The organism is Micromonospora sp. NPDC047620, assembly GCF_043205005.1.
In the GTDB taxonomy this organism is placed as follows: domain Bacteria; phylum Actinomycetota; class Actinomycetes; order Mycobacteriales; family Micromonosporaceae; genus Micromonospora.
On record NZ_JBIDDG010000015.1, the window covers coordinates 184,821 to 203,116 of the forward strand.

The 18,296-nt window shown below is 73.5% G+C and carries 21 protein-coding genes; 14 read left to right on the top strand and 7 right to left on the bottom strand.

Annotated elements, in window-relative coordinates; genetic code table 11:
• Positions 1-160: 160 nt before the first annotated feature.
• Together ACGF5C_RS20525 and ACGF5C_RS20530 are read right to left on the bottom strand one after the other, a co-directional pair.
• The gene (locus ACGF5C_RS20525) at positions 161-664 is read right to left on the bottom strand and encodes a hypothetical protein (protein ID WP_350686206.1); all 504 of its coding nucleotides are present in this window, start codon (positions 662-664) and stop codon (positions 161-163) included.
• A gap of 66 nt (positions 665-730) precedes the next feature.
• On the bottom strand, positions 731-2,362 hold the full coding sequence (locus tag ACGF5C_RS20530; RefSeq protein WP_393303767.1) for a RecQ family ATP-dependent DNA helicase: 1,632 nt from the start codon (positions 2,360-2,362) through the stop codon (positions 731-733).
• Positions 2,363-2,523: 161 nt separating this feature from the next.
• Here ACGF5C_RS20530 and ACGF5C_RS20535 point away from each other — a divergent pair, with 161 nt between their 5' ends.
• Complete coding sequence (locus ACGF5C_RS20535; RefSeq protein ID WP_393303769.1) at positions 2,524-3,357, top strand: class I SAM-dependent methyltransferase; 834 nt, start codon at positions 2,524-2,526, stop codon at positions 3,355-3,357.
• 46 nt (positions 3,358-3,403) lie between these two features.
• Positions 3,404-4,039, top strand: coding sequence for a TetR/AcrR family transcriptional regulator (locus ACGF5C_RS20540; protein WP_393303771.1), 636 nt, complete (start codon positions 3,404-3,406; stop codon positions 4,037-4,039).
• 42 nt (positions 4,040-4,081) lie between these two features.
• Here ACGF5C_RS20540 and ACGF5C_RS20545 read toward each other — a convergent pair whose 3' ends face one another.
• Positions 4,082-5,032, bottom strand: coding sequence for a TIGR03557 family F420-dependent LLM class oxidoreductase (locus ACGF5C_RS20545; protein WP_393303773.1), 951 nt, complete (start codon positions 5,030-5,032; stop codon positions 4,082-4,084).
• A 90-nt stretch (positions 5,033-5,122) separates the two neighbouring features.
• Positions 5,123-5,245: a hypothetical protein gene (locus tag ACGF5C_RS20550; protein ID WP_350686202.1), complete on the bottom strand. Its 123-nt coding sequence runs from the start codon at positions 5,243-5,245 to the stop codon at positions 5,123-5,125.
• A gap of 187 nt (positions 5,246-5,432) precedes the next feature.
• Between ACGF5C_RS20550 and ACGF5C_RS20555 the strand changes: the two genes are divergently transcribed.
• Positions 5,433-6,923: a glycoside hydrolase family 3 protein gene (locus tag ACGF5C_RS20555; protein WP_393303775.1), complete on the top strand. Its 1,491-nt coding sequence runs from the start codon at positions 5,433-5,435 to the stop codon at positions 6,921-6,923.
• 44 nt (positions 6,924-6,967) lie between these two features.
• Here the strand turns inward: ACGF5C_RS20555 and ACGF5C_RS20560 are convergent, their stop codons facing one another.
• Both ACGF5C_RS20560 and ACGF5C_RS20565 read right to left on the bottom strand, forming a co-directional pair.
• A complete protein-coding gene (locus ACGF5C_RS20560; RefSeq protein WP_393303777.1) occupies positions 6,968-7,255 on the bottom strand; it encodes a GNAT family N-acetyltransferase in 288 nt (95 codons plus the stop codon).
• Positions 7,252-8,478: a cysteine desulfurase-like protein gene (locus ACGF5C_RS20565; RefSeq protein WP_393303779.1), complete on the bottom strand. Its 1,227-nt coding sequence runs from the start codon at positions 8,476-8,478 to the stop codon at positions 7,252-7,254. The genes ACGF5C_RS20560 and ACGF5C_RS20565 overlap by 4 nt, the downstream gene beginning before the upstream one ends.
• A gap of 86 nt (positions 8,479-8,564) precedes the next feature.
• Between ACGF5C_RS20565 and ACGF5C_RS20570 the strand changes: the two genes are divergently transcribed.
• The 7 genes from ACGF5C_RS20570 to ACGF5C_RS20600 all read left to right on the top strand — a co-directional run bounded on the left by ACGF5C_RS20570 (position 8,565) and on the right by ACGF5C_RS20600 (position 13,028).
• The gene (locus ACGF5C_RS20570) at positions 8,565-8,930 is read left to right on the top strand and encodes a hypothetical protein (protein WP_393303781.1); all 366 of its coding nucleotides are present in this window, start codon (positions 8,565-8,567) and stop codon (positions 8,928-8,930) included.
• A gap of 60 nt (positions 8,931-8,990) precedes the next feature.
• Positions 8,991-9,812 carry a DUF1206 domain-containing protein gene (locus ACGF5C_RS20575; protein WP_393303783.1) on the top strand — a complete coding sequence of 274 codons (822 nt, stop codon included), beginning with the start codon at positions 8,991-8,993 and terminating at the stop codon, positions 9,810-9,812.
• Positions 9,813-9,894: 82 nt separating this feature from the next.
• Entirely contained in the window at positions 9,895-11,091 is a 1,197-nt protein-coding gene (locus ACGF5C_RS20580; protein ID WP_393303785.1) for a mechanosensitive ion channel family protein, read from the top strand.
• 394 nt (positions 11,092-11,485) lie between these two features.
• Positions 11,486-11,920: a phage holin family protein gene (locus ACGF5C_RS20585; protein ID WP_357452198.1), complete on the top strand. Its 435-nt coding sequence runs from the start codon at positions 11,486-11,488 to the stop codon at positions 11,918-11,920.
• Positions 11,917-12,267, top strand: coding sequence for a DUF3618 domain-containing protein (locus tag ACGF5C_RS20590; protein WP_393303788.1), 351 nt, complete (start codon positions 11,917-11,919; stop codon positions 12,265-12,267). The genes ACGF5C_RS20585 and ACGF5C_RS20590 overlap by 4 nt, the downstream gene beginning before the upstream one ends.
• Positions 12,268-12,275: 8 nt before the next feature.
• Positions 12,276-12,536 carry a DUF4235 domain-containing protein gene (locus ACGF5C_RS20595; protein WP_393303831.1) on the top strand — a complete coding sequence of 87 codons (261 nt, stop codon included), beginning with the start codon at positions 12,276-12,278 and terminating at the stop codon, positions 12,534-12,536.
• A gap of 288 nt (positions 12,537-12,824) precedes the next feature.
• Positions 12,825-13,028, top strand: coding sequence for a cold-shock protein (locus ACGF5C_RS20600; protein WP_007075740.1), 204 nt, complete (start codon positions 12,825-12,827; stop codon positions 13,026-13,028).
• Positions 13,029-13,173: 145 nt separating this feature from the next.
• Here the strand turns inward: ACGF5C_RS20600 and ACGF5C_RS20605 are convergent, their stop codons facing one another.
• Positions 13,174-13,368, bottom strand: a complete 195-nt coding sequence (locus ACGF5C_RS20605; RefSeq protein ID WP_393303790.1) for a hypothetical protein — start codon at positions 13,366-13,368, stop codon at positions 13,174-13,176.
• 241 nt (positions 13,369-13,609) lie between these two features.
• On the opposite strand from ACGF5C_RS20605, the gene ACGF5C_RS20610 reads away from it, so the two are divergent.
• The 4 genes from ACGF5C_RS20610 (at position 13,610) to ACGF5C_RS20625 (ending at position 18,040) form a co-directional block, all read left to right on the top strand.
• On the top strand, positions 13,610-14,218 hold the full coding sequence (locus ACGF5C_RS20610) for an IS607 family transposase (RefSeq protein WP_393303792.1): 609 nt from the start codon (positions 13,610-13,612) through the stop codon (positions 14,216-14,218).
• Between the two features lie 149 nt (positions 14,219-14,367).
• Positions 14,368-16,194 carry a zinc ribbon domain-containing protein gene (locus ACGF5C_RS20615; RefSeq protein WP_393303794.1) on the top strand — a complete coding sequence of 609 codons (1,827 nt, stop codon included), beginning with the start codon at positions 14,368-14,370 and terminating at the stop codon, positions 16,192-16,194.
• A gap of 29 nt (positions 16,195-16,223) precedes the next feature.
• Positions 16,224-17,018 carry a trans-aconitate 2-methyltransferase gene (locus tag ACGF5C_RS20620; protein WP_393303796.1) on the top strand — a complete coding sequence of 265 codons (795 nt, stop codon included), beginning with the start codon at positions 16,224-16,226 and terminating at the stop codon, positions 17,016-17,018.
• Positions 17,015-18,040: an adenosine deaminase gene (locus ACGF5C_RS20625; RefSeq protein WP_393303798.1), complete on the top strand. Its 1,026-nt coding sequence runs from the start codon at positions 17,015-17,017 to the stop codon at positions 18,038-18,040. The genes ACGF5C_RS20620 and ACGF5C_RS20625 overlap by 4 nt, the downstream gene beginning before the upstream one ends.
• Positions 18,041-18,296: the final 256 nt, after the last annotated feature.

The window sequence follows — 18,296 nt, forward strand, 5'->3', positions numbered from 1 at the left end:
CCGCGCGCCGTCGGGTCGGCGCGCGACAGGTCCCCGTCGCGTGCCGACCCGGCGGCGCGCCGACCCGGCCCGGCCGGCCCGCACGGGACGCGCGACGGCGGTCACCCGGAACGGGCGACGGCGGCACCGGACCTCGTCCGGTACCGCCGTCGTCGACGTGTCAGTCGTTGAGCACCTGGGCGAGCCGGTCGCGGAAGCGCCGCTCCGAGTCACTGACCACGTCCCCGCCGAGGCCGAGGATGCCGCCGCTGGACGCCGCGCCCACCACCTGCTCGGCGATGTCCACCAGCCAGTGCTTGTACGCCCCGGCCTCGCCCTCGTCCACCTTGGCCGCCAGCAGCGCCGCCGCCTCCTTGGCCCGGCCCAGCACGTCCTCCAGGTAGGCCCGCGGGTCGGACGGCGCGATGACCGGCAGCTCCTCGCCGGCCTCGGGGTCGCCCACCCGGGAGACGACCTCCCCGGCGACGGCGGCGACCAGCGGGCTGGCCGACTCCCGGCCGGCGGAGATGGTCTCCAGCCCGGCCGCGTTCTCCGCCATGGTGCGCTTGGTGCCGTCGGACTCGGCGGCGCTCGCCGCGGTCAGCACCGACTGCGGCAGGCCGACCAACAGCCCCCATTCCTCGTCGGAGAAACCGAACCCGGTGTACGCCGGCTGCTCGATCACGGCAACGCCCCTTCCCGCACTGAATCGCTCGTCGTCCACGGCCCCGCCAGCGGTGCCCGGCCCAGGCTAGTCGAGGGTCAGCAGGCCCTGTTCGGACACCACGCTGACGGACAGCGTCTTGTACCCCACCTCGTCGAAGAGAACCGTCATCCGGTCCTCCTCGTAGCTCAGCACCAAGCCGGGGCCCCACTCCGGGTGCCGGACCTGGCTGTGCACCGGGAACGGCCCGACCGCGCCGTCGTCGGCGGTGCTGGTGCCGGCGTGGCAGTTGTCGCAGTGCCCGCAGACCTTGGTCATCTGCTCGCCGAAGTAGGCCAGCAGCGTCTGCCCCCGGCAGGCGGTGGTCTCGGCGAAGGCCCGCATCATGTCGGTGCGGGACCGGGTCACGCTCTGCTGCCGCTCCGCCTCGGCCAGGGCCGCCGCTGCGGCGTCCACGGGCGTGGGCGAGTAGCGGGGCGCGCCGACGCGCTGCCTCGCCCGCGGCTCGGCCGCGCCGACCTGCTCCAGCAGGGCGAGGTGCTGGCCGAGCTTGCGCGGGCCCAGGCCGGTGACCTCGCGCAGCTCCTTCTTGGTGCGCGCCTTCTTGCGTAGCAGCGCGGACAGGTCGCGCAGGTCCGTCTCGTCCGGCAGCCCGCCGCTGAAGAACCGTTGCAACCCGACGTCCTCGGCCTGCCAGAGCAGCAGCACCCGCGCCGGCGCGCCGTCCCGGCCGGCCCGCCCGATCTCCTGGAAGTAGCTGTCCGGCGAGTCGGGCAGCGCCATGTGGACCACCCAGGCGATGTTGGGCTTGTCGATGCCCATCCCGAACGCCGAGGTGGCCACCATGATCGGAACCTGGTCGGCGAGGAACGCCTCGTGCAGTTCGGCGCGGGCGCCGGCCGCCATGCCGGCGTGGTAGTGCTGCGCCGGGAACCCGGCGTCGGTGAGCCGGGCCGCCAGCTCCTCCGCGGAGCGCCGGGTGGGCACGTAGATGATGCCGGGCCGGGTGTCGTCGCGCAGCAGGGCGAGCAGCCGCCGCCACCGGTAGTCCTCCGTCGGGCAGTGGGCGACCTCGACGAACAGGTTCGGCCGGTCCAGCCCGGACACCACCACCTCGGGCTCGCGCAGCCGGAGCCGGGCGACGATGTCGTCGCGTACGGGCGGGGAGGCGGTCGCCGTCAGCGCCACCACCGGCGGCCGGCCGATGCCCTCGACGAGGTGGCCGAGCGCCAGGTAGTCCGGGCGGAAGTCGTGTCCCCACGCGGAGATGCAGTGCGCCTCGTCGATCGCCACCAGCGCCGGCTTCAGCGACTTCACCTCGGCCGTCCGGTCGGGGTCGGCGAGCTGCTCAGGGGTGATGAAGAGGAACTCCGCCCGCCCGTCGCGGATCTCGGCGACCGCCTCGGCCTGCTGGGCGGGCGACTCGTCGGAACTGATCCGCACCGCGCGCAGCTCCGGCCGCTGCCGCTCGTTGAGGGCCGCGATCTGGTCCTGCTGGAGGGCGAGCAGCGGGGAGATCACCACGGTCGGGCCGGGGATCAGGCTGGCCGGGATCTGGTAGATCGCCGACTTGCCGGCGCCGGTGGGCAGTACCACCAGGGCGTCGCGGCGCTTCATCACCGCCCGCATGGCGGCCAGTTGGTGGGGCCGCAGCGCCGTCCAGCCGAAGAGGCTCTTGGCCGCGCGGCGCAGGGTCGTCGTGTGCGTGGACAGTTTCATCGAGGGCCGGAGGTACCCGCCGTGATCAGCGGCGAAACCGCCGCCCGGTGGGTGGCACGGACGATGCCCCGAAGGCCGGCTCCGTTGACAGCCGGGACACCCGCCGGCCACTATGAACACTCGTTCATGAACGAGTGTTCATTGCGTTCCGGAGGTGGTCGATGATCGTCAACGAGCAGCAGGCGCAGGCGTGGAACGGTTACGAGGGGCGGCACTGGGCCGCGCACCACGACCGCTACGACGCGGTGAACAGCGGGTTCAACGAGGCCCTGCTGGCGGCCGTACGCCCCGGTGACCGGGTCCTCGACGTCGGCTGCGGCAACGGCCAGCTCACCCGGCTGGCGGCCGGGCGGGCGGGCGCCGGCGAGGCGCTCGGCGTCGACCTCTCCGCCCCCATGCTGGAGCGGGCCCGGGACCGGGCCGCCGCTGAGCGGGTGGACAACGTCCGGTTCCACCGGGCCGACGCGCAGGTCCACCCGTTCCCGCCAGGGGCGTTCGACGTGGCGCTGAGCCGCTTCGGGGTGATGTTCTTCGCCGACCCGGTGGCCGCCTTCGCCAACATCGGCCGCGCGCTGCGGCCCGGCGGTCGCCTCGCCTTCCTCTGCATGGACGACATCCGCCGACGCGACCTCGGCCAGGTGCTCGCCGCCCTCGCCGCCCACCTGCCCCCGCCGGACGGGGACGGGACGGGGGTGGCCGAGCCGCTGTCGCTGGCCGACCCGGCGGTGGTCGACCGGGTGCTCACCGCGGCCGGCTTCACCGACGTCGACTGCGCCGCCGCCGAGGCGCCCCAGGTCTGGGGACGGGACGCCGCCGATGCCGCGGCCTTCCTGGCCGGCTGGGGGCCGATCCGCCACCAGTTCGACCGCGTGGACCGGGCGACCGTCGCCCGGGCCACCGCCGCGCTGACCGAGGCGCTGCGCCGGTACGAGCAGCCCGACGCGGTACGCCTGCGGGGCACCGCCTGGCTGGTCACCGCCCGCCGCCCCGGCTGACCGGGGCGGTCGGCCGGCCTTCGACGATGTCTCTACGATTCGGGTGATGTCACCCAGGACAGCGGCGGCTCTGCGGGGCGGCGACCGGAGTCTGCGCGATCACCTGATCGCCACGGCGGAGCGGCTGATCGCCGACCGTGGCGTGGCCGGGTTGACCGTGCGCGACATCGCCCGCGCCGCCGGCGTGGCCGACGGCGTGCTCTACAACCACTTCGCCGACAAGGAGGAGTTGCTCGCGCACGCGCTGCACGCCCACGTCCGCGCCGCCGAGGAGCGGGCGGGCGGGCCGGCGCCGGGGCCGGGCACCGGGACGGTCGGGGCGAACCTGCGCGCGCACCTTACCCGGGCCCTCGCGCTGCACGCGGCGGTCCTGCCGGCCTTCACCGGGCTGCTGCACCAGCCCCGGGTGCTCGCCCGCTTCGCGGAGCTGCCCAGTCCCGCCGCGGGCGGCTCGGTGCGCGCGGAGTTGGCCGACTACCTACGGGCGGAGCAGCGGCTCGGCCGGGTGGCCCCGGACGCCCGGCCCGACGCCGTCGCGGCCCTGGTCGTCGGGGTCTGTCACGACCTGGTGCTCGGCCACCTGCTCGACCCGGCCGCCCCGGCCCCGGCCGAACTGCCCGCGCGGACCGTCGACGACCTGGTCGTCACCCTGCTACGCGGCATCGCCCCGGCGCCCGACTGAGCCGGGGGCCGGGGCACCTGTCGCGGCGCCGGGGAACACCGCTCAGCGCAGGCGTGGGAACACCTCGCGCTGGTAGAGGTCGAGCATGCCCGGCCAGTTTGGCCCCGTGTTGGCGATGTAGACCTCGTCGAAGCCGGCCTTGGCGTACTCGTCGATCTTGGCCAGGTGCGCGTCGGCGTCCCGCCCGCAGACGAACGCGTCCTTCATCATCTCCGGCCGGACCAGCTCCGCGGCCTGCTCGAAGTGCCGCGGCGAGGGCAGCACCTGGGACAGTTCGCCCGGCACCCCGGCGTTCGGCCAGCGCTCGTATGCGATCCGCATCCCCTCCTCCTCGGTCTGCGCGTACGCCGCCTTGAAGCCGGCCTGGCACGGCTTGTCTCCGCCGCCGCCCGCGCGGAACCGCCGGACCAGATCGGCGTCGGGGGACGTGTTGACGAAACCGTCGCCGATCCGGGCCGCCAGGTCGACGGCCTTCGGGCCGAAGCCCGACACGTAGATCGGCGGGGGAGTGTCCGGCAGGGTGTAGATCCGGGCGTGCTCGACGGTGTAGTGCCGGCCGTGGTGGTTGACGAAGCCGCCCCGCCAGAGTTCGCGGATCACCGCGACGGCCTCCTCCAGCATCTCCAGCCGGACGTCGGTCTGCGGCCAGCCGTCGCCGAGGATGTGCTCGTTGAGCGCCTCGCCGCTGCCCACCCCGAGCACGAACCGGCCGGAGTGCATGACCGCGCTGGTGGCCGCCGCCTGGGCGACGATCGCCGGGTGGACGCGCACCGTCGGGCAGGTGACGGCGGTGGTGACCGGGAGTCGGCAGACCTGGCTGAGCGCGCCGATCACCGACCAGACGAAGGGGCTCTGCCCCTGCGCGTCCGTCCAGGGGTGGTAGTGGTCGGAGATCCAGAGCGCCTCGAAGCCGGCCCGCTCCGCGGCGCGCGCCTGTTCGAGCAGCTCCGCCGGCGCGTACTCCTCCGTGGACAGGAAATAGCCGATCCTCATGCTTCCCCCTCGCCGTGTCGTACCGGGTCCAACGAGGCAGGCGGTACCCGGTGGCCGCCGTCGGAACCGGCCGGGCCGCGCGGGTGGGGATCAGCGCCGGAACATCGCACGGATCGCGGCGAGCAGCAGCAGGCCGCCGACCACCAGGCCGAGCAGGCGTACGCCGGGGACGTCGGCCGGGCTCGTCGCGTCGGCCAGCAGCAGGGGATCCATCCCCGAACTGTCCCCAGCTCCGCGCCCGACGGCAACTGTAAGGTTTATTGACTATTCCTTCGGGTGATGTGACCATGGCAGCACCGCCGCCGCTGGCGGGCCGCCGGGGCGCGGAGAAGACGGGGGTACGACGACCGCATGAGCGAGCGAACCACCAGAAACCACGCGGGCGGGCCGAGGTGATGGCGTGAGCGCCGGAAGCCTGGCGGCCCTGGCCGCCGCCGTCCTGCAACCCGGCTTCGTCGGCACCACCCCGCCGCCCTGGATCTGCCGCTGGCTCGGCGAGGGGCTCGGCTCGGTGGTGCTCTTCGCCCGCAACGTGGTCGACCCGGAGCAGGTGGCCGCGCTGACCGCCACCCTGCGCGCCGAGCGCCCCGACGTGGTCGTCGCCATCGACGAGGAGGCCGGCGACGTGACCCGGATCGAGTCCGCCCGGGGCAGCTCCCGGCCCGGCAACTTCGCCCTCGGCGCGGTGGACGACCCGGCGCTGACCGAGCAGGTCGCCCGGGACCTCGGCGCCGACCTCGCCGCGCTCGGGATCACCCTGAACTACGCGCCGGACGCCGACGTCAACTCCAACCCGGCCAACCCGGTGATCGGCGTCCGCTCCTTCGGCGCGGAGCCGGCGCTGGTCGCCCGGCACACCGCCGCCTGGGTGCGCGGCCTCCAGGCCGGCCGGGTCGCCGCCTGCGCCAAGCACTTCCCCGGGCACGGGGACACGCGGGTCGACTCGCACCACGCGCTGCCCCGGATCGCGGCCGACCGGGCCCGCCTGGACGCCGTCGAGCTGGCCCCGTTCCGGGCCGCCGTAGCCGCCGGCGTGCAGGCGGTGATGACCGGCCACCTGCTGGTGCCGGCTCTGGACCCGGAGCTGCCGGCCACCATCAGCGGCCGGATCCTGGGCGGGCTGCTCCGCGACGAGCTGGGCTTCTCCGGCGTCGTGGTCACGGACGCGGTGGAGATGCGGGCCGTCGCCGGCCGGTACGGCTTCGCCGGCGCGGCGGTGCGTGCCCTCGCGGCCGGGGCCGACGCGATCTGCATCGGCGGCGAGCGGGCCGACGAGGAATCGGCGCGGCTGCTGCGGGACGCCGTCGTCGCCGCCGTCGTCGCCGGCGACCTGCCCGAGGAACGCCTCGCCGAGGCGGCCAAGCGGGTCGGCCAGCTCGCCGCCTGGACGGTGACCGCGCGCGCCGACCGGCCGCCCCGACCCCGCCCCTCCGCCGAGGGCTCCGCCGTCGGGCTGGCCGCCGCCCGCCGGGCGCTGCGGGTCACCACCGCGCCCGCCGGCGTCGGCGCCCTGCCGCTGGCCGGCCCCGCGCACGTGGTGGAGTTCGAGCCGCCGCGCAACATCGCGATCGGCCCGGAGACGCCGTGGGGCCTGGCCGCCCCGCTGGCCGACCTGCTCGCCGGCACCACCACCGCCCGGTACGCCGAGGCCGACGTGCCCGCCGATCCGACCGCCGGTGCGGCCGGCCGGCGCGTGGTGCTGGTGGTGCGCGACCTGCACCGGCACGACTGGGTGCGGGCGGCGGTGGGCCGCGCGCTGGCCGCCCGCCCGGACGCGGTCGTGGTCGAGTTGGGCGTGCCCGAGGCGGTCACCGGTGCCGTCCACGTCGCCACCCACGGCGCCACCCGGGCCGCCGCCCGCGCTGCCGCCGAGCTGCTGACCGGTCGCTGACCCGCCCGCCCTGCCGACGTCGCCGCCCGCCCGGGTCGCCCCCGCTACGCCTCGGCGACGACCAGGTCGGCGTACTCCGGGTGGCGGTCGATGAAGGCGGCCATGAACGGGCAGCGCGGCACCACCCGAGTGCCGCGCTCGCGGAGCTGGTCGAGGGTGTCCCGGACCAGCGTCGCGCCGACGCCCATGTTCTGGAATTTCGGGTCCACCTCGGTGTGGGTGAAGACCAGCACCTCGCCGCGCGGCACGTACGCGGTGAACCCGGCCAGCGCGTCGTCGACCAGGATCTCGAACCGGTGCTTGGCGGGGTTGTCCTCGACCAGGGTGCTCACCCGGCCATTCTGCCCCCGCCACCGGCCAGCCGGTCCAGTTCGGCGAGCAACCGGTCCACCTCGTCGACTGTGTTGTAGTGGTAGATGCTGGCGCGCACCGCCCCGCCGCTGTCCCGCAGCCCCGTCGCCTGGAAGTACTCGTAGGCGTAGTAGTCGCCAGCGGAGAGGCAGAACCCGGCCGCGCCCAGCTCCTCCTGGGTGCGCTGCGGGGAGAGCCCGGCCAGCCGGAACGACACCGTCGGGCAGCGCCGGGCGGGGGAGCCGAGCACCCGGACGCCGGGCAGCCCGGCCAGCCCGTCGAGCAGCCGGTCCAGCAGCGACTCCTCGTACGCCTGCGCGGCGGTCAGCCCGGCCCGCAGCCGCTCCCGGCGGCTGCCGGTGGCCGCCGGATCCAGCCCGGCCAGGTGGTCCACCGCGGCGGCGACCCCGGCCAGTAGCGGGAAGCTCGGCGTGCCGTACTCGAAGCGGTCCGGCACGGCGTCGGAGGAGGGCCGCAGCTTCGCCGGGCGCAGTCGCTCCCAGGCGGCCGGCTCGGCCACCACCGCGGCCAGGTGCGGCCCCGACCACTTGTAGGCGCTGGTGACCAGGAAGTCGGCGCCCAGCGCGGCGAGGTCGGTGGGGCCGTGCGGCACCGAGTGCACCCCGTCGACGCAGACCAGCGCGCCGGCCGCGTGCGCGGTCTTCGCGATCGCCGCCACGTCGGGGACGGTGCCGATCGCGTTGCTGCCGGCGGTCACCGCGACCAGCCGTGTCCGCTCGCCGACCAGGTCCGCGTACTGCCCGGCCGGCAGTTCCCCGGTGACCCGGTCGAACTCGGCCCAGCGCACCGTCGCGCCGGCCGCCTCGGCGGCCTGCACCCAGGGGCGGACGTTCGCGTCGTGGTCGAGCCGGGAGACCACCACCTCGTCGCCCGGCCGCCAGCCTGCGCCCAGGGTCCGGGCCAGGGTGTACGTCAGCGCCGTCGCGCTCGGGCCCAGCACCACCCCGTCGGCTTCCGCGCCGAGCAGGTCCGCCACCGCCGCGCGGGCGGCGGCCACCATCTCCAGGGACCGCCGGCCCGGCGGGAACGCGGCACTGCGGTTGCCCACCGCCGCGCGCATCGCGTCGGCGACCGCGTCGACCACGGGCGCGGCGGTCTGGGTGCCCCCGGCCCCGTCGAGGTGGACGAAGCCCTCGGCCAGGGCGGGGTAGGCGGCGCGGGTGCGGGCGATGTCGAACGGCATGCCCGAGACCCTAGCCGCGCCGGCCGCCACCTGGGCGGATGATCATCACAGTGCCGGGGTCGCGGTCGTCTCGTACCCTTGGCCGCGTGACGAACCGACGCGTTTACTCCCCGCTGACCCCCACCCGCCGGGCTGCCGGCCTGCTGGCCGGCCTGGCGCTCGGCGTCGCCCTGCTGGCCGGTTGCAGCTCCGAGGGCGCCCGCACCGACTGCGGCCTGGACGCCTGCACGGTCACCTTCGACCGTGGCGTGGAGGCCCGCGCCACCATCTTCGGCGTGGAGGCCAAGCTGGTCGGCGCGCAGGGCGACCAGGTGACCGTCGAGGTGGCCGGCGAGCAGCTGTCGCTGACCACGGGCCAGCAGGCCACCGAGGTCGGCGGATTCTCCGTGACACTGGACAGCGTCACCGACCAGGAGGTCAAGATCCGGGTGGCGAGGAACCCCGGCAACTGACCCGCCCGGGGCGGTGGTGGCCGACGTTTGGGGATCTTCGCATTCGGAGATTGTGGCGCCATGTCACTCACCTGGAACGCCGAAGCCACCGCCTCCCGTACGGCGAACAGCCGGTGGCTCGAACTGTTGGCCCGGGCCGGTTTCATCGGCTACGGCATCGTGCACCTCCTGTTCGCCTGGCTGGCGTTGCAGATCGCTTTCGGGAAGCCCTCCGACGACGGCGACCAGTCCGGCGCGCTGCGCACCATCGCCGCCCAGCCGCTGGGCAGGTTCCTCGTCGTCACCATCGCGGTCGGCCTGTTCGCCATGGCGATCTGGCAGGCGCTGGAGGCGGCGGTCGGGCACCGCGCCGAGCGCGGCAAGGAGCGGGTCTGGGAGCGGCTGGCCTCGCTCGGGCGGACCCTCGTCTACCTCTACTTCGCCTGGACGGCCGTCAAGGTCTTCTCCGACGCCGGCTCGAACAGCGCCGACCAGCAGGAGGCGCTGACCGGCCGGGCGATGGAGTCCTCCGGGGGTCGCTGGCTGGTCGGCCTGGCCGGGCTCGTGCTCGCCGCGATCGGCGTCGGCCTGGTGATCTACGGGCTGGTCAAGCGCTTCGAGAAGCATCTCAGGAGCGGTGAGATGAGCCCGCGGACCCGCCAGTTCGCCCGCCGGCTCGGCGTCGCCGGCTACGTCGCCAAGGGCGTCGCGTACGGCATCGCCGGCCTGCTGATCATCCTGGCTGCCGTCAACTACGACCCGGAGAAGGCCCGGGGCCTGGACGCGGCGCTGCACACGCTGCGCGACCAGTCGTACGGTCAACTGCTGCTCACCCTCGTGGCCCTCGGCATCGCCGCCTTCGGCCTGTTCTGCTTCCTCCAGTCCCGGTACCGCAAGGTCTGAGCCTGGTCGATTCCGGGGCTGTCGGGCACTATTAGGCCTTTGCCCCGAAACAGGCCGCTCGGTCCAGAGGAGGAGAGAACCCGTGCAGAGCTACCTCGGGACGATCGTCGCCGCGCTCGCCGCGGCGGCGATCGCCCTGTTCGTCGTCGAGGTCGTGCATCGCGTGGTCCGGCGGCTCGGCCGGCGCTCGCTGCTGCTGACCGAACTCACCGAGCACGCGCACCGGTCGAGCCAGGTCGCCGCCACGGTCCTCGCCGTCCAGTTCGCCGTCCGCTTCAGCACCGGCTACGCGGTCGGCGAGCAGTGGCGGCAGGTGCTGCTGCACGCGCTGGTGCTCGGCGTGATCGCGAGCGTCGCCTGGCTGGTCGCCTCACTGCTCGTGGTGGCGGAGGACACGGCGCTCGCCCGGTTCCGGGTGGACGTGCCGGACAACCGGCACGCGCGGCGGGTGCGGACCCAGGTGGTGATGCTGCGCCGGTTGACCATCGCGGTGATCGTCGTCCTGGCGGTCGGCGTCATGCTGATGACCTTCCCGGCCGTACGCGGCATCGGCGCCGGCGTGCTGACCAGCGCCGGTGTCGTCGGTGTGGTCGCCGCGCTCGCCGCGCAGAGCCTGCTGGGCAACGTCTTCGCCGGCCTCCAGCTCGCCTTCAGCGACGCGGTGCGCCTCGACGACGTGGTGGTGGTCGAGGGGGAGTGGGGCCGGATCGAGGAGCTGACCCTCAGCTACGTGGTGGTGCAGATCTGGGACGACCGCCGGCTGATCCTGCCCACCTCGTACTTCACCACCAAGCCGTTCCAGAACTGGACCCGGACGGAGGCGGCCGTGCTGGGCACCGCCGAGTTCGACGTCGACTGGGCGATCCCGGTGCAGGCCATGCGGGAGGAACTGCGCCGCCTGGTGGAGAGCACCGACCTGTGGGACGGCCGGGTCTGCGTGCTCCAGGTGACCGACGCGACCGGCGGCATGATCAAGGTGCGTGCCCTGGTCAGCGCGGCCGACGCCGGCAGCCTGTGGGACCTGCGCTGCCTGGTCCGCGAGCACCTGGTCGCCTGGATCCGGGACCAGCGGCCGACCGCGATGCCCCGGATGCGTACCGAGATCGGCGACGCGGAGAGCAACCTGCCATGGCAGTGGGTACGGCCCCGCCGGCCGGTGCGCCGCCTCGCCGACGGCGAGGTGCCCGACGACGCCCGGGTCTTCGGCGGCAGCGACGACGGCGACGCCCGCAGCGAGGCCTTCGTCGGCCCCGACGAGCCCGCCGAAACCCGCCGCTGACCCCCCGCCCCCCGCCCCGCCCCGCGATCTTGCACATTGTGCCCTCCGAATGCGGAGAACGTCCGCTTTGCCGGGGCGGAAAGTACAAGATCGCGCGGCGGGGCGAGGGTGGGGGAGCGGGAGGGGGGGGGAGGGTCGTGACCTGTGGGGGGTGGGGGCGGTTGGAGGTGTGGGTGGGGTTGTGCCTCGTGGGGTGACCGGGCGGAGTGCGCTGGCTCGGGAAGTTTGACCGGGCGTTTCGTGGGGACCTGCTGCGCGACGCTTCTGCACCTCCTCCCGCGTGCCGTCCATCGGCACGAGGGACGCGGCGGCCCGGGCTCACCGGCCGCCGCGCGAAGGATTGGCGGGCGGCGACTCCGGGCATACAGCGCGGTGATGATGAAAGGAGGACAGCATGGCTGACGTGGCGAACGCCCGCACATCCCGCGACGGGAGCGAGCCGTCCACCGCCGAGCTGGTGCAGCGGGCCACGGAGCAGGTCTCCCGCCTGGTCCGCGACGAGCTGGCCCTGGCCCGCGCGGAGCTGACCCAGAAGGGCAAGCATGCCGGCATCGGCATCGGCCTCTTCGGCGGCGGCGGGGCGCTGGCACTCTACGGCCTGGGCGCCCTGGTCGCCACCGCGATCCTGCTGCTCGATCTGGTGCTGCCGGCCTGGGCCGCGGCCCTGATCGTCGCGGTGGTGCTCTTCGTGGTGGCCGGCATCCTCGCCCTGGTGGGCAAGAAGCAGGTCAGCCAGGCGGTCCCGCCGGTGCCGGCGGCCACGGTGCGCAGCGTCCGGGCCGACGTCGACACGGTCGCCGCCGCGGTGAAGGACAGGGGGCGGGCATGACGACGGGCAACGGCCGGGGCACCGGCGACACCGAGGCCCTCCGGGAGGAGATCCGGCGGACCCGGGTCGAGTTGGGCGAGACCATGGAGGCGCTGGCCGCCAAGGCCGACGTCAAGGCGCGCCTGAGGTCCTCCGCCGACCAGGCGAAGGAGCGGATGCGGGAGCAGGCCGCGCAGACCGTGGCCCGGGTGCGCGGGCAGGCGGCGCAGAAGGCGCAGCTCGCGCGAGGGCAGGCGCAGGAGACGGGCGCGGTCGTCCGGCGCAACCCGGCGCCGTTCGTGGCCCTCGTAGCCGGCGCGGTGGCCGCCGCTATTGTGCTGGTGATCGTCCGGGGGAGGCGCAGGTGAGCAGGAACATCGGGAGGGCCGCATACAAGCCGGTCGGCGTGCTGATGGGCATCGCCGCCGGTGCGGTCGCGGGCATGATCTTCCGGCAGGTCTGGAAGGTGACGGCGGGCGACGGCGAGGCGCCCAGCGCCACCGACGAGGACCGCGGCTGGGGCGAGATCCTGGCGGCGGCGGCCTTGCAGGGCGCCATCTTCGCGGTCGTCCGGGCCGCCGTCGACCGGGGCGGCGCGGTGGGCGTACGCCGGGTGACCGGGCACTGGCCGGACTGACCCGGCTGTCGCCGAAGGCCCCCTCGCCGTGACGGTGAGGGGGCCTTTCGCACGGCGGTAAGCGCCCACCCAGCGGATCTTCGGCATCCGTCAGGTCACATGTCGGAGAATTTCGTCGGGTAGGCTGTGCAGAGTTTTTGCGTACGTGGTTTGCTGTTCCACGCTGTTGAGAGATGGCGTGGGTTGAGAGAAGTCTCCTTCAATGGGGGCCGCCTCCGGCGCCGCTGCTCGAAAACGGCCAATCGGCCGCACGGCGTGCTCGGCCGCCAGTTTTAGAAGGAGATACACATGGCGCAGGGAACCGTGAAGTGGTTCAACGCTGACAAGGGCTTCGGCTTCATCACCGTCGACGGCGGGGGTGCTGACGTGTTCGTCCACTTCTCGGCCATCCAGACCAGCGGCTACCGCACGCTGGAGGAGAACCAGCGGGTGGAGTTCGAGATCGCCCAGGGTCAGAAGGGTCCGCAGGCCGAGCAGGTCCGCCCCATCTGAGCCTGCCGGTCGGCAGTCGCCGACCAGTGGATGATCCGACGCCCGGATCACCAGTGAAGCCCCGTATCCCGCCCGGGATGCGGGGCTTTCCGCGTATCCGGGCGCGGTCGGCGCGCCCAGGCCGGGGCGAAAGCGCAGGGGCCGCTCAGCGGCGTCGGCGGGCGCGCAGCCCGGACCAGAGCAGGGCAAGTCCCATCAGGACGACGAGCGGCCCGAGGATCACCCAGATCCGCTGGTCGGTCATCATGCTGCCCTCGACGTAGCCGAGGCCCTGCACCGTCCAGACCGCCCCGCCGACCACGGCGAGCAGGCCGAGAGTGAGCGGCAGCCAGCCCTTCATCGCGATTCCCCTCCGTCGATCCCCGTCCCGGGGAACCGTCCGACGAGCCGCTCGCTGCCCGGCCCGACCACCCCGACGTGCCGCCCCGGCCGGGGGAAGGTCCGCTGCTCCATGCCACCGAGCCTAGTGATCCCGCTTGTGGGGCCGCGCCACGGGCCGTACGGTTAACAAGACGGACGTACGGTTTGGGAGGGTCAGCTAGTCGATTGGCTAAGCGATCCTGTGTGCTACGTTACCGGCCGTGTCATTGCTGCGTCTGGGTCCGGCTGCGGAGTACATCGGTGTGCATCCTGTGACTTTGCGTCGGTGGGCGGATGAGGGACGTGTGGCGGTGACGTGGGTGGGTCGGGAGCGTCGTTTCGACTCTGCGTTGCTCGACGTGTTCGTGGGCCGTGTTGAGGCGGACCGGCCGCGGCGTGAGGCGTTGTATGTGCGGGTGTCGGGCACGACGGTCCAGGAGTCGTCGCTGGTGGCCCAGGAGGCGGATCTGCGGGCTACGGCTGTCGGCGAGGTAGTGGCGGTGTTCAAGGACAGGGCGTCTGGGCTGCGGGAGAACCGGCCCGGTCTGACCCGGCTGTTGAAGGCAGCCGCGGCCGGCGAGTTTACGGTGGTGAGAGTGACCCACAGCGATCGGTTGGCCCGGTTCGGCACCGCGTGGTTGATCGCTCTTCTGGCTCGTGACGGGGTGACCGTCGAGGTGTTGCATTCGAAGGGTTCGGCCGGTGGGATCGAGGAACTCTTGGATGATTTCATGTCCCTGGTGGCCATGTTCGCCGGCCGGATGTATGGGATCCGGTCCCGTGATGCGAAGCGTCGACTGTTGGCGGCCGCGGGTGAGGGCGTGGGGTAGTGGCTGGCGCGTGGCTGACGTCAACCACGACCTGCACGGCGTATCGGGCGGTGTGCGGCGGTAAGCCGGGCGTGGCTGGCGTGCAGGCGCCGGTGGCTGGGCGGGTGTTGGCTGGGCGTGTGGGGTGGCTGGCGGACCTGGTGCGGGGTATGGCCGATCGGGTGATCGCTGCGCATTGGTCGGATGCCGATCTTGCGGTTCTTGCCGGTGGTGTCGGGGTTGATGGGAGGCGCCTGCCGAGCAGCGGGTGGATGGCGCTGCGTCGGCTTGGCTGGGGTGCCGTGGCGCCGGCGGGTGTGGTGGTGTCAGACCGGGTTCGTCGGATTGCGGAGGAGGAAGCGGCCCGCGCTTTGCGTTTGGCGTGTCACCGCCGGGCGGTCGTTGCCGCGCTGCTCGCGTCGTGGCCGGACGATCCGTTCGCCCGGACCGGTGAGGATTGGTCGGCGTTGCGGGCGCGGCTACCCGACGGCACCGACAACGCGACGATCCGCAACCGCACGCGGCAGATCGCCGGATACATGGACGTGCATGGTCGGCTGCCGGCGGACTTGTGTGAGTTGGAGGGTCAGCCGGTCGTTTCCCGGCAGGTGAGCCTCGCGGCGGCCGATCGGCAACAGGTCGTCGTCGGCAGGGTCGACGGCCGTATGGTGCGGGTGTGGTCGCAGCTACCGGTGTGCGCGGCGCCGGCCTCGTACCGCGACTGGGTGTGGCATGCCTTCGACCTGGTGCTGCCGGCGATCGTGCCCACCTGGGCGAAGGTGTGTAGCCCGACGTTGCGGCCCCGCGATGGCAGGGTTCGTGTTGACCTGCCCTGGCAGACCCCCCACTGCCCGGCGCCGGTGGACGGGCACACTCGTGGGCTTGGTGTCGACTGGGGTGTGAACACGCTGCTGACCGCGGCCGTGGCCGACCTCGACCAAGCTGGCTCGGTCCTGGTGCAGGGGCGCCCGTTGCGGTTCGACGCGGCCGGCGTGTCGGCGAAACTGGTGCGACTACGGCGCCACCGCGAACACCTGCACACAAAACTCGACCATCTGACCCGGCTGCGTGACGGCCGGCCCGCCGATGCCCCCGCCGACCCGGCCCTGGCTAGCAAGCTTGTCCGCCTGCAGGCCGAGCATTCGGCGGTGTGCGCCCGGATCCGGCATCTCAACAAGGCTCTTGCCTGGTCGTCGGCGCGGTGGCTCGTCGACCACGCGACCGCGGTCGGCGCCACCGTGATCTACGTCGAGAACCTCGCGACACTCGAGGCGGGTGGCCGGTCACGAAGCCTCAACCGGCGACTGTCTGGTGCGGTGCGCGGCACCGTGTTCACCGCCACCGCCCACCTCGCCGCGAAAGTAGGTACCGCAGTCGTCACCGTTCCGGCACGTGGAACCTCATCCGGCTGTCCCCGCTGCGGCGGCGCGGTCACGCACGTCAAAACGCCACAGGGGCGCGCGGCCGGGTACCGGTGGGCCACCTGCTCGTGCGGCCTGTCACTGGACCGCGACCACGCCGCCGCAGAACGGATCGCGGCCCGGGGCCTGGCCAACCAGACCAAAACCCGCCGCGACCGTAACGGCAACACCACAATCCGCGCAGCCACCGACACACCAGTGCGGCGCCGGGCGCGTCGACCAACCCCAACCGCGACGACCAAGCCCGTGCGGGAGCGACGCAAAACCGAACCCACGCCGAAGCAGACCCGACCTACAGGTGCCAAGACTTCACGCCTGCTGCCCTTGCGACGGCAGGTTCCCGCCCCGGCAGAACCCCCACCGGGAACTGCCGGCAAGCGTCCGGCGGGACGGACACCCCAGGAAACCAACCCGTCAGGGCCGGTTTGCCAGGTGCCGCACACGGCTTCCACCACCGCCCAGCGACACCCACACCGGGTTCGCGGGGCACTCCTCGGCCGCGGCTTCCACCGCCACGTGCACGCCACCCCGGTCACCGACCGGGGCCGTCGCACCGGCAAACATCCGCCTTACTGAGGATCACATAGGAAACCAGAGACGCTGTGATGTGGGATCCGACGACATACCTGCGCTACGGCGACGAGCGCTCCCGGCCCTTCCACGACCTGCTCGCGCGGGTCCCGGCCGCGCGGCCGCGCGCCGTGGTCGACCTCGGCTGCGGGCCCGGCAACCTGACGGAGACCCTCGCCGGACGCTGGCCGGACAGCCGCGTCGTCGGCCTCGACTCCTCCGCGGAGATGATCGCGCGGGCACGCGCCACCGCGTCCCCGGTCTCCTTCGCGGTGGGCGACGTCCGGGACTGGCGGCCGGAGTCCGACGTGGACGTAATGGTCAGCAACGCGGTGCTGCAGTGGGTCCCCGGCCATCGTGAGCTGCTCGCCCGCTGGGCGCGTGAGCTGCCCGGCGGGGCCTGGCTGGCGGTGCAGGTGCCGGGCAACTTCGACGCGCCCTCACACCGGGCGCTGCGCGAGGTCGCCGGCCGCCCGGCCTGGCGCGCCGACCTCGCTCCGCTGCTGCGCGAGGCCCCGGTCGACGACGCCACCGGCTACGCCGGGTTGCTGACCGGTGCCGGCTGCGCCGTGGACGCCTGGGAGACTACCTACGTGCACCTGCTGCCGGCCCGCGCCGACGCGGACCACCCCGTGCTGACCTGGATGGAGGGCACCGCGCTCCGGCCGGTCCGCGCGGCCCTGGACGCCGCCGGCTGGGCTGGCTTCCGGGCCGAACTCGGCGTACGCCTCGCGCAGGCGTACCCGGTGCGGCACGGTCAGGTGTACTTCCCGTTCCGACGCGTCTTCTTCGTCGCCCGTACCGGCGCCCGTGCAGAGGAGAATATGTGACCGACCTGCAAACCTTCATCGCCGGACTGCCCAAGGTGGAGCTGCACGTGCACCACGTCGGCTCCGCCTCGCCCCGGATCGTCGCCGAACTGGCCGCCCGCCACGAGGGCCGCAGCCCCGTGCCCGCGGACCCGGCCGCGCTCGCCGACTACTTCGCCTTCCGCGACTTCGCGCACTTCATCGAGGTCTACCTGAGCGTCGTGGACCTCATCCGCGACCAGGAGGACGTCTGGATCCTCACCCACGAGGTGGCCCGCGATCTGGCCCGCCAGCAGGTCCGCTACGCCGAGCTGACCGTGACGCCCTACTCGCACGTGCACCGGGGCATCCCCGCCCCGGCGTTCTGCGAGGCGATCGAGGACGCCCGCAAGCGGGCCGAGGCGGACTTCGGCATCGAGCTGCGCTGGTGCTTCGACATCCCCGGCGAGGCGGGCCTGCCGGCGGCCGAGGAGACCCTGCGGATCTCGCTGGAGGAGCGCCCGGACGGGCTGATCAGCTTCGGCCTGGGCGGCCCGGAGATCGGCGTGCCCCGGCCGCAGTTCAAGCCGTACTTCGACCAGGCCCGGGCGGTCGGCCTGCGCTCGGTGCCGCACGCCGGCGAGACCACCGGCCCGCAGACGGTCTGGGACGCGCTGCGCGACCTGGGCGCGGAGCGGATCGGGCACGGCATCTCCGCCGCACAGGACCCGGAGCTGCTGGCCCACCTCGCCGAGCACCGGATCGGCATGGAGGTCTGCCCGACCTCCAACGTGCGGACCCGGGCGGTCGCCACCATCGACGAGCACCCGTTGCGGCAGTTGGTCGACGCCGGCCTGCTGGTCACCATCAACTCCGACGACCCGCCGATGTTCGGCACCACCCTCAACGACGAGTACGCCGTCGCGGCCCGGCTGCTCGACGCGGGGCCGGAGGGGCTGGCCGCGCTGGCCCGCAACGCGGTGACCGCCTCCTTCCTGGACCCGGCGGGCAAGCAGCGGATCGGCGCCGAGATCGACGCCTACGTGGCGGCCGCCACCCGCTGAGCGGGACGGGGAAGCCGGCGCGCGGCGTGGCAAAAAAGCGTCGCGCGCCGCGCGGAAGGTGTGGCGGGAGAGCGTCGCGCGCCGCGCGGAAGGTGTGGCGGGAGAGCGTCGCGCCGCGCGGGAGGGTGTGGCAGGAGGAAGTGTGGCGCGCGGCGGGAGCAGGTTGTGGGGGGGCCCGTTCTACCCCCCCCCCCCCCGCACCCCCCGCCCGGGGGTGGTGGACGCCCATTACGCGGGTAAAATTTGGGTTGTTGTA

Coding starts and splice junctions, on each gene's coding strand:
- ACGF5C_RS20545 (WP_393303773.1), bottom strand. CDS start 5,032: ATGAGGATCGGCTATTTCCTGTCCACGGAGGAGTACGCGCCGGCGGAG.
- ACGF5C_RS20585 (WP_357452198.1), top strand. CDS start 11,486: ATGGCTGACGTGGCGAACGCCCGCACATCCCGCGACGGGAGCGAGCCG.
- ACGF5C_RS20540 (WP_393303771.1), top strand. CDS start 3,404: ATGTCACCCAGGACAGCGGCGGCTCTGCGGGGCGGCGACCGGAGTCTG.
- ACGF5C_RS20615 (WP_393303794.1), top strand. CDS start 14,368: ATGGCCGATCGGGTGATCGCTGCGCATTGGTCGGATGCCGATCTTGCG.
- ACGF5C_RS20605 (WP_393303790.1), bottom strand. CDS start 13,368: ATGAAGGGCTGGCTGCCGCTCACTCTCGGCCTGCTCGCCGTGGTCGGC.
- ACGF5C_RS20590 (WP_393303788.1), top strand. CDS start 11,917: ATGACGACGGGCAACGGCCGGGGCACCGGCGACACCGAGGCCCTCCGG.
- ACGF5C_RS20535 (WP_393303769.1), top strand. CDS start 2,524: ATGATCGTCAACGAGCAGCAGGCGCAGGCGTGGAACGGTTACGAGGGG.
- ACGF5C_RS20550 (WP_350686202.1), bottom strand. CDS start 5,245: ATGGATCCCCTGCTGCTGGCCGACGCGACGAGCCCGGCCGACGTCCCC.
- ACGF5C_RS20600 (WP_007075740.1), top strand. CDS start 12,825: ATGGCGCAGGGAACCGTGAAGTGGTTCAACGCTGACAAGGGCTTCGGC.
- ACGF5C_RS20620 (WP_393303796.1), top strand. CDS start 16,224: ATGTGGGATCCGACGACATACCTGCGCTACGGCGACGAGCGCTCCCGG.
- ACGF5C_RS20565 (WP_393303779.1), bottom strand. CDS start 8,478: ATGCCGTTCGACATCGCCCGCACCCGCGCCGCCTACCCCGCCCTGGCC.
- ACGF5C_RS20530 (WP_393303767.1), bottom strand. CDS start 2,362: ATGAAACTGTCCACGCACACGACGACCCTGCGCCGCGCGGCCAAGAGC.
- ACGF5C_RS20575 (WP_393303783.1), top strand. CDS start 8,991: ATGTCACTCACCTGGAACGCCGAAGCCACCGCCTCCCGTACGGCGAAC.